Below are 9,601 nucleotides of genomic sequence, written 5' to 3' on the forward strand. Positions count from 1 at the left end.
CCATGCGAGAGTAGGGAACTGCCAGGCATCAAATAAGTGAAGAGCCCATCCTAACGGATGGGCTTTTTGCGTTTGGCTTTTATCCGTTTTGAATACATACTCAATGTTGAGCGTTGTTAGACGTATTTCAGTGATCTTATAAGCCTGTCATGGCTTGGTTTGGGCTGTTAATTTCCCTCTTTTAGTTTTCCTTTTCCTCTATCTTTTTTTTCCCGTTATTGCGCTATTTTTTATCTCCTCTTTTTGTCTCTTGGCCTTTTTTCAAGGCTATGCTTATTGTCGACGAGATAATCCAATCACGGGCTGCAACAGATATGGCGAAAAGCGGTAAGACGGCACACTATGCGCGACGCATATTGGGCTTGTTAGTCTTGTGCGCTGTAATGACCGGTTGTGCGGGCTACCGGTCACAACATACTACGGCCACTATTAGCTCTGGCGCCGGTTATGTTTACCTTTATGGCGATGACGATCCTTGGCGTTATCATGAGAATGATTGGATCTATTACTATCCAGGTTGCTGTGCCGATCGTGATGAGCTGCAAGAGCGGTTACAGGATTGGTGGCAGGCGCAAGATCCCGCGCGGCAGCAAGCGATTAAAGATCATGTGGGGCATTGGGATGAGCGGCATTTTGCTGCCAATGTTCCTGCATTGCAGCAGCAGTTGGACAGGCGTTGGCATTCGATGTCAGCGGAACAACAGATGAACGCGCGTCAACGTTGGCAAGCCAGACCGGTATCGAATCATACGCCGAATTCGGTATTGAGAGAGAGTGCGCACGATCCTGCGTTGCAGTTACAACGAACGCCATCATCTGCCTTATCTCCGCAAAAACTTCCTGCTCATACGGTGCGCCCTGCAACACGTTCGGGTGTGGTGCCTGCACCAAAACCGATACGACCGATGTCGGCCCCGCGGGGGCGTTGGCGTTAATACGCTTGGCAATTACATGTCTGTACGTGAATATCTAATCTGACTTGATGAACGCTGGGGGGCCTGAATTTGGTGTGTTGAGGAGAGCAGGGAGAATAAAAAAGCCTGATGGAACGTATCAGGCTTTTGGTCGGTTTTGGTAATCGCGCAATCAGAGAATTTTATTGATCAGACGATCAATGCGCATTCGGCTTAAGCGTCGCAGTAACTTACGCACCGGCTCTGGGTATTGCGGCAGATTTTCCAGTTGTTGGTAGTGGGTAATATGCCGTGTATGTTGGCGAATATGCTCCAGCTCGGTTTGGCGTTGGGTCTGCAATTCGCCTTTCGGATCGTGGATCAGCAGGGCGTTTTCCAGATCGAGACCCCATGCGCGTGGATTGAGGTTGTTACCTGTTAGCATTTGCCAACGGTTATCCACCCAGACTCCTTTGAGGTGATAGCTGTTATCGCTGTCTTTCCACAGGCGGATCACTAGCTGCTCGCTGTTGATAAAACGCTGCAAGCGGCTCATGAAGCGGCGCAGGTTAATTTCATACAGGTAAGGCAGCGCACCGATAATTTTGAATTTTTCTTCCGGCGGGATGAAGAAATCGTTGGCGGTTTTGTCACCAATGATGATTTCTACCCGTTTTCCCTGCGCCAATAATTGATGAATGGATTTTACTAACGGGGCTGGCAGGTTGAAATACGGGGTACAGATGGTGAGCTGCTCTTCTACCGCGCCAAACAGATCCTGAATCGCCAGATTCAGGGCGCTACGTTTGCCCAGACCACATAACGGACGGATGCTGAGATTCTCGGCATTGGTGCACGTACCGTAGGTTTCGTAATTGGCACTTTTTAGCTCGTGACGAAACCGCTTAATCGCTACTTTGATCTCTTGCGTCGTTGGTTTGTCATCGCGATCTAAGCGTTGTACCGCCGGTGAGTTCATCAGGCTATCTTGCATGAACTTCACCATGCTATTGGCCAAATCGGTATGTTGGATTTGGTGATAGCGGTCGTAGCGGTATTTTTCCAGACGGTGCAAGTAGACGTTATTCAGGCTAGCGCCGCTATAGAGCACGTAGTCATCAAACACGAAGCCTTTGAGGTGCAATACTCCCAGCGCTTCACGGGTGTTCACCGGAACGCCATAGATCGGAATTTCAGTCTCGGGATGCGCTTTTGCCATGGCGGTGTACCAACCGGCGTTGGTGGAGGACGCGCCTTCCCCGATACGTCCACGTTGGGCACGATGCCAGTCAACAAAAATCCGGATATCCAGCTGTGGCCGCTCGGCCTTGGCCGCATAGAGGGCTTGCAGTACATCACGTCCACCCTCATCGTTTTCCAGATACAGGGCTGAGAGGTAGATACGGTGTTGCGACTGCTCTATCAGACGAAGCAGTTGCAGACGAAAATCTTCCGTCTGATAAAAAGTGGTAACGCAATCAGCCTGTAAAGGAAAACACGGCAGCAGCTCTAGGTGTTGCTGATTTTTGTTGCGTTTTAGTTTTGACAGCATCACGAGAATACTCAGTTTATCAAAATGTATTGGTTGAATAGCCAGGGTATCGAAACAATACGTTGAACCGTTAAAAATACCATGTTTTTGGCCTGATTGCTGCAGTTAACTGCAAGAGCCCTGTGGTTTGCAGTGCAACAACGCCTCCAGATCAATGTGTGCTTCAATTGCATCGGCGATCCGATCAATGGCGGTGTCACGCAGTTGTTCGATGTCTACCCGTTCGGCATGGGCCAGTCCTGCCCAGTGCAGCCAGTGTTGGCAAGCTTGTGGATGGTCAAACAAGCCATGCCAATAGGTGCCAATGACTTGGCCGTCTGGGCTGATGCAGCCCTCACGGGAGCCATCATCGCACTGTATGACACTTTGTTGCTCCGGGTGTTCCGTCTGACCAAGATGGATTTCATATCCTGTGATCGGGCATTCAGTTTGGCTCGGCAGCTGCAGGGTGCCCTGCACTGATTTTAGCTGCTTTTCCGGCTCCAGCGTGGTGTGTACCGGTAAAAAGCCCAAGCCATCACTGCTACCGGCAGGGCCTTCTAGACCTTGTGGGTCACGGATGGTTTGCCCCAAGATTTGATAGCCACCGCAAATGCCGATGACTTTACCGCCATAGCGCAGGTGGCGGGCAATCTCGTTGTCCCAACCATTGTGGCGGATGAAGGCTAAATCATCGCGCACGGATTTGGTGCCAGGGATAATGACCAGATCGGCTTGCGGCCACGGTTGTCCTTGCGCGACAAACTGCAGGTTGACTTGGGGATGGGCGCGCAGGGCATCGAAATCGTTATGGTTACTGGTGCGTGTCAGCACCGGCACCACCACATTGAGCTGAGTTTCGCCGGTAATTTGGGCGGCGCTGATGGCATCCTCGGCTTCCAGATGCAGATTGTGCAGATACGGCAACACACCGAATACCGGCTTGCCGGTGGTTTGCTCTAACCACTCCAAACCGCTTTGTAGCAGGCTGATATCGCCGCGAAAACGGTTGATGACAAAGCCTTTGACGCGCGCTTGCTCGCTGGGCGACAGCAGGGCGAGCGTGCCATATAAATGGGCAAAGACGCCGCCTTTGTCGATATCGGCAATGATAATCACCGGCACATCGGCTTCTTCGGCAAAGCCCATGTTAGCAATATCTCGATCGCGCAGGTTGATTTCTGCAGGACTACCGGCACCTTCGATAATCACGGCCTCATAGCGTTCGGTCAGGTAGTGAAAGGATTCGAGCACTTTGGCTAACAGCGCCGGTTTATGGTGGTGATACACCTGTGCTTCCATGTTGGCGAATACTTTGCCCTGCACAATCACTTGGGCGCCGATATCGGTGCTCGGTTTGAGCAGCACCGGATTCATGTGAATGCTTGGGGCAATGCGACAAGCTTGCGCTTGGACCGCTTGCGCTCGGCCAATTTCACCGCCTTCGGCGCTGACTGCGCTGTTCAGTGCCATGTTTTGCGATTTGAACGGTGCCACGCGGTAGCCTCGGCGCTGCAGAACGCGACAAAGTCCGGTAACGAACGCACTTTTCCCAGCATCAGAGGTGGTTCCTTGGACCATCAGGGTAAAGGCAGCGGTAGGTTGTGGCATCTTAAGGCTCCGATCTCAGCGCTATATCAACGTGCGGCAAATAAAGCCGTTACCTTACCGCAAAGCGGGTCTTTTGTGATGGGGAATATGATGAGGAAGTTGCGTGCATGGATTGTTTTGCCGTAAAAAACTGGCAAAGTGTAGCGCTTATCGCATGGGTTTTTCCGATGCGAAACTCATAAAGCAAAACCATAACAAGAATGAATAACGGTTAATGACAGAAGGAAGTTCAACGGTGGATGATCGTCATCAGGCGCGCCAACAGCGCCTTAAAGAAAAAGTGGATGCCAAAATCGCCAGCGCACAAGAAGAGCGGGGGCTGTTGTTGGTACTGACCGGAAATGGCAAAGGCAAAACTACGGCGGCGATGGGAACCGTGACCCGCGCGGTCGGGCACGGCCAAAAGGCGGGAGTGGTGCAGTTTATCAAAGGCAACTGGGATAACGGCGAGCTGAATTTGCTTTCTCCGTTGGGAGTTGAGTTTCAGGTGATGGCGACCGGCTTTACGTGGGAAACGCAAAATCGCGAGACCGATAAAGCTGCGGCGCAGGAGACTTGGCAGCATGCGCGCCGCATGTTGGCCGATCCTGCCTTGGATTTGGTGGTGCTGGATGAGCTGACCTATATGGTGCAGTACGACTATTTGCCGTTAGAAGAGATAGTGGCGGCATTGGAGCTGCGCCCAGCGGAGCAAAGCGTGATCATTACCGGTCGAGGTTGTCACCGTACGCTGTTGGAGATGGCGGATACCGTCACCGAGATGCGTCCTGTGAAGCATGCGTTTAATGCTGGCCTAAAGGCGCGGCGCGGGATTGATTGGTAACGCGCCGCGCATGGCGGGTTGACTGTGCTGATGCTTGGCCGCGGTTCAAGGCGTGCTGCCGGTCAGGGGAAGCTGTAAGTTGACGATGCCATCTTCAAGCAGCATTTCGGTCTGGAAACCGAGCTTTTGTGCCAGCCGGATCATGCCCTGATTGGCGGGCATGGTGATCCCGCTTAAGCGCTGTAATCCGCTATCGCGCGCATAGCGGATCAGTTTGTCCATCAGTAGGCGGCCAATACCGAGACCTTTGAGATCGGAGCGTACTAGCACGGCAAACTCGGCATCTTGAAAGTCAGGGTCGGCCAAGGCGCGAGCGACACCGATGATCTCTTGCTGATGGCCAAGTTGGCGCACTGCCACAAAGGCCATTTCGCGATCGTAGTCAATCTGGGTCATGTGCGCCAGATCCTCATGGCTGAACTCGCCAACTTCGCTGAAATAGCGGCGGTACAGATCTTCACGCGTGACATTGGCGATGAAGGCGCGGTGCAGTGGTTCATCTTCGGGCAAGATTGGGCGCAACATGCAGGGCTCGCCTTGCTTTAAGTGCACGATCTCTTCGAGCTCTTTCGGGTAAGGGCGGATCGCTAAGCGCCGCTGCGGATCGCCTTGGGGTGGGGCGATTTGCATGGCGACATCCAGCAAGATCATGTCACTGCCGGAGGCCAGCAGCGGATGGATATCTAGCGTACTGACCATCGGGCAATCGAGGATCAGGTAGGAGACTTGCACCAGTAAGCGGCTTAACGCGCCGATATCGAGTTGAGTGCGGTTGCGAATTTTGCCACGCTTAAGGGCACTGATAACCAAGTAGCGCGCTAGCGTCAGGTTTAGTGGCGGTAGGGCGACAACCGCATCATTTTCCATCTGCCATTCTGAGCCGCCTTCACCGAGTAAAATGATCGGGCCAAACACCGGATCGGTAACCACTTTAATCCGCAGCTCTTGTGTCCCTTGTCGTTGTACCATCGCTTGGACTTGTAAGCCCTGTAATACGGCGGCCGGATAGGTGCGAGCAGTGCGCTCTAAAATGGCGTCTGCAGCTTGCTGCACCTCAAGCGGGGTTTGCAAATTGAGCATCACGCCCTGTACGTCTGATTTGTGTGGAATATCGTACGAGCGCAGTTTCACCGCCACCGGATAACCGAGTTGTTCGGCCAGAATCACTGCTTCGGCGGCATCGGTGGCCGGCAGTGCTGGCTGCACGGTCAGGTTGTAGGCTTGCAAAATGGCCCGCACCTGACAGGTATCGAGTTGCCACTGCTGCTGCGCACAGGCTTGACTGAGCAGGCTTTGCGCGGCGGAGGTATCAATGGGCAGGCCTGCCAGCGATACCGGGGTTTCCATCAGCTGCTTTTGATTGCGTTTGTATTCTACCCGGTGCATGAACGCGGCCACGGCGCTCTCAACGGTGCGGTAAGTTGGCAATCCGGTCGCCGCAAAATGTTGGCGCGCCTGCAACGAGACCTGCTCACCGCTCCAGCAGGTGAGGATATCTTTGTGCTTACCTTTGGGATGCGCGTGTAAAAAGGCGGTGATGCGCTCGGCGGTGTCGGTAGCCGGTGAGATAGCGCTCGGGGCATGCAGTAATAAAATGGCATCGCACTGGTCACTGTCGAGCACCATCTGCAGTGCGGCAAGATAGTACTCGGCGCACGCCGCATCCCCCAGATTGAGCGGGATTGGGTTGGTGGTTGCGGGGAGATGCAAGCGCTGACGCTCTTCAGCACTAAAGGTGGCCAGTTTGCCACCGCGACTGATCAATTCATCCACCGCCATCGCGGCAGGCGCGGCACCGTTACTGATGATGGCCAGACGCTCGCCGCGCACTTTTAGGTTATGGTGCAAGGTTTCGACGGCGGCAAACAGTTCGTGGGTATCGCGCACGCGCAGTAAACCGGCGCGGGCAAAGGCGGCATCGTAGGCACTGTCCAAGCCTTGGGCATCCAGTAGCGCGCGCGCCGCGGCGCTGCGTCCACTTTTGACCACCAAAATCGGTTTATTACGGGCGGCGGCGCGCGCGGCGGAGAGAAAGCGGCGTGCGTCGGTCAGCTGTTCGAGATAGAGCAAGATGGCGCTGGTTTTGCTGTCACTGGCTAGATAGTCCAGCAAGTCATCTACGTCGACATCCAGACCGTCGCCGAGGGCGATAAAGTGAGAAAAGCCAATCTGGCGCGGGGCGGCCCAGTCTAATACGGTGGTGGCGACCGCTGTCGATTGCGAGACAAACGCCAGTTTACCGGGGCGGGCGCTGACCGGTGAGAAGCTGGCGTTCAGCCCTTGCCACGGCGCGAGGATCCCTAAGCTGTTGGGGCCCAGTAGACGGAGCCGATATTGCTGGGCCAGTTGGCGTAATTGCTCGTGATCGGCAGCATGACCGGATAACACGATCACCGCTCGGCAGCCTCGCTCCCCCAGTTGCTGTAACAGCGTCGGTGTATGCCGCGCATGGGTGCATAAGATGGCCAGATCGGGCGTTAACGGCAGGCTGGCGATATTGGGGTAAGCCAGCACGCCACACACTGCTTTATGCCGCGGGCTAACGGGCAATACCGAGCCGGTAAATCCGCCATCGAGGAGATTGCGCATCATCAGATAACCGGCGCGATGCGGGTGTATCGATGCGCCAATCACGGCAATCGAGGCGGGGCGCAGCAGAGCGTTCAGTCCGTATTGGCTCATGGCAGTCTCTTCCGTCAGACCTGAAAGGGGCCGGCACAGGAGAGTGATATGGCCGGCAAGCTGTCTATATAATAAGCAATCTTGCCGCGCAATGCCTCAGCGCTGGGTGTCGGCTGTGATCTGGTCGATATTGCGGTTCAGTTTGGCGGCCAAATAGTGCTGACGGAATTGGCTAAACAGGGTGTCCAATGCACTGGCGGCGTCTTGATCGCCGGCCATCGCCAGCAACTGTGCGGCAACTTCGGCAGTGCACAGCTGTTCATCGGTACTGGCTTCGCGCAGTTGATAACAAGATTGTGCAACCGGATAGAGCGGCAGGATAGGGAAGCGGTCCAGATACGGGCTTTTACGAAACATTTTGCGCGCTTCGGTCCAGGTTCCATCCAGCATCACAAACAACGGGCGTTTACCGGCCGTTTGTTCTGGCGGCGGCAGTTGCTTGACCACGCGCTCAGGCTCAGCATAACTGGCAGGGAAGATGATGTAAGGCTGGCAAGTCGGATCGTTAAGCAATGCCAGCAGCTCGGGGTCAACGGCGGTGCGTGACCACTGGAACGCCTGCGTATGGGGCAAAACATCAGCAATAAGACGACCGGTGTTGCTCGGTTTCATCGGCTCAGTATCGTACATCAGCAGACAGAACTGGCTGCGCGCTGGCGCTTGGCGGATCAGGTGACACAAGCAGTGAGACTGCGGCAGCAGGCAGTGCTCACAGCGCACGACGCGGCATCCGCGCGCCAAAAATGGGCGGGTAGCCTGTGCCAAACGGGTGGCGCGCAGGCGAAGAACGGCATTGGACGACATGAAAAAAGAAACCGTAGGGAAGCAATAAAGCGCCTATTGTAGGCGCTTATGCGTGTGGAGCAAGTCGTGCGCGGTTATGCGCCGAGGTGCGGCGCCAGCCAGCTGGTAAATTGGGCTTTTGGCAGCGCGCCATTGAGCACATCCACCTTGTTGCCTTGCTTGAAGATCATCAGCGTTGGGATGCTGCGAATAGCAAAACGCATCGCCAGTGCAGGTTCGGCTTCGGTATCGACTTTGATAAAACGCGCTTTACCGGCCAGCTCGGCCGCGGTTTGCTCAAAGACCGGCGCGAAGCTGCGGCATGGGCCACACCATGGTGCCCAGAAATCGACGACTACCGGTAAGTCATCGCCCAGCAGCGCATCGAAGGTTTGGCTGGTGGCTTTGACCACGCTACCGTCGAACAGCTCATGCTGGCAACGACCACATTTCGCGCCATCTTGCAGACGCTCTTCGGGGACCCGATTTTTGGCCTGACAGGCCGGACATACTGTATTCATCTCTTTCCCCTGCCGAGTTCCGGCATACAATAATTCATGGTTGTACTGTAGGAGGGCGGCATTGGAAAAACCATGCGGTTTTACCAATGGCTCTGATAGAGAATTACAATCATAGAGCGTCGCTTTTTCAGTGATCAATGCTACACTGCGCCGATCAATTTGTTGCTTGCTGCCAGAAGGATGGGCGGATAAGCTGCGCGCCCCAAAATTTTGGAGAAATTCATGACCGACGATCGTAAACCCCGCTTTAACCGGGACAACAACAGCTACGACAACCCTTATGGTAACCGGGGTGGCAACGAGAGCCGCCGTGATGACCGCCCACGCTTTGAACGTGACGGTGAGCGCAAGCCGCGCTTCAATGATGAGCGCCGCAGCGAAGGCCGTAATGAAGGTCGCCGCGATGACCGCCCACGCTTCGAGCGTGACGGTGAGCGCAAGCCACGCTTTAGCGATGATCGCCGCAGCGAAGGCCGTGGTGAAGGTCGCCGCGATGACCGTCCGCGCTTCGAGCGTGATGGCGAGCGCAAGCCACGCTTTAACGACGATCGCCGCAGCGAAGGCCGTGGAGAAGGTCGCCGTGATGACCGCCCACGCTTTGAGCGTGATGGCGAGCGCAAGCCGCGCTTTAACGACGCTCGCCGCAGCGAAGGCCGTGGTGAAGGTCGCCGCGATGACCGCCCACGCTTCGAGCGTGATGGCGAGCGCAAGCCACGCTTTAACGACGATCGCCGCAGCGAAGGCCGTGGTGAAGGTC

The 9,601-nt window shown here is 55.2% G+C and carries 7 protein-coding genes and 1 pseudogene; 3 read left to right on the forward strand and 5 right to left on the reverse strand.

The annotated features are described in order from the left end of the window. Positions 1-314 precede the first annotated feature (314 nt). Positions 315-935, forward strand: a complete 621-nt coding sequence (locus tag L975_RS17205; protein ID WP_156121098.1) for a hypothetical protein — start codon at positions 315-317, stop codon at positions 933-935. Positions 936-1,086: 151 nt separating this feature from the next. Here L975_RS17205 and pssA read toward each other — a convergent pair whose 3' ends face one another. Together pssA and L975_RS04890 are read right to left on the reverse strand one after the other, a co-directional pair. Further along, the gene (gene pssA, locus L975_RS04885; protein WP_047707481.1) at positions 1,087-2,445 is read right to left on the reverse strand and encodes a CDP-diacylglycerol--serine O-phosphatidyltransferase; all 1,359 of its coding nucleotides are present in this window, start codon (positions 2,443-2,445) and stop codon (positions 1,087-1,089) included. 105 nt (positions 2,446-2,550) lie between these two features. Beyond that, entirely contained in the window at positions 2,551-4,035 is a 1,485-nt protein-coding gene (locus tag L975_RS04890) for a cobyric acid synthase (RefSeq protein ID WP_047707482.1), read from the reverse strand. Between the two features lie 214 nt (positions 4,036-4,249). Here L975_RS04890 and cobO point away from each other — a divergent pair, with 214 nt between their 5' ends. Then, on the forward strand, positions 4,250-4,858 hold the full coding sequence (gene cobO / locus L975_RS04895) for a cob(I)yrinic acid a,c-diamide adenosyltransferase (protein ID WP_036768607.1): 609 nt from the start codon (positions 4,250-4,252) through the stop codon (positions 4,856-4,858). Positions 4,859-4,903: 45 nt separating this feature from the next. Here the strand turns inward: cobO and L975_RS04900 are convergent, their stop codons facing one another. From L975_RS04900 to trxC, 3 genes are all read right to left on the reverse strand, one after another. Then, the gene (locus tag L975_RS04900) at positions 4,904-7,540 is read right to left on the reverse strand and encodes a bifunctional acetate--CoA ligase family protein/GNAT family N-acetyltransferase (protein WP_047707484.1); all 2,637 of its coding nucleotides are present in this window, start codon (positions 7,538-7,540) and stop codon (positions 4,904-4,906) included. Between the two features lie 96 nt (positions 7,541-7,636). Beyond that, the gene (locus L975_RS04905) at positions 7,637-8,344 is read right to left on the reverse strand and encodes a tRNA-uridine aminocarboxypropyltransferase (RefSeq protein WP_047707486.1); all 708 of its coding nucleotides are present in this window, start codon (positions 8,342-8,344) and stop codon (positions 7,637-7,639) included. A 74-nt stretch (positions 8,345-8,418) separates the two neighbouring features. Further along, positions 8,419-8,844: a thioredoxin TrxC gene (gene trxC / locus L975_RS04910; RefSeq protein WP_010862392.1), complete on the reverse strand. Its 426-nt coding sequence runs from the start codon at positions 8,842-8,844 to the stop codon at positions 8,419-8,421. A gap of 222 nt (positions 8,845-9,066) precedes the next feature. Between trxC and L975_RS04915 the strand changes: the two are divergent. Next, positions 9,067-9,601, forward strand: a pseudogene (locus L975_RS04915) (hypothetical protein); the annotation flags it as partial.

The sequence above is a fragment of the Plesiomonas sp. ZOR0011 genome, from assembly GCF_000800945.1.
Taxonomy (GTDB): Bacteria; Pseudomonadota; Gammaproteobacteria; order Enterobacterales; family CAMTGL01; genus Plesiomonas; species Plesiomonas shigelloides.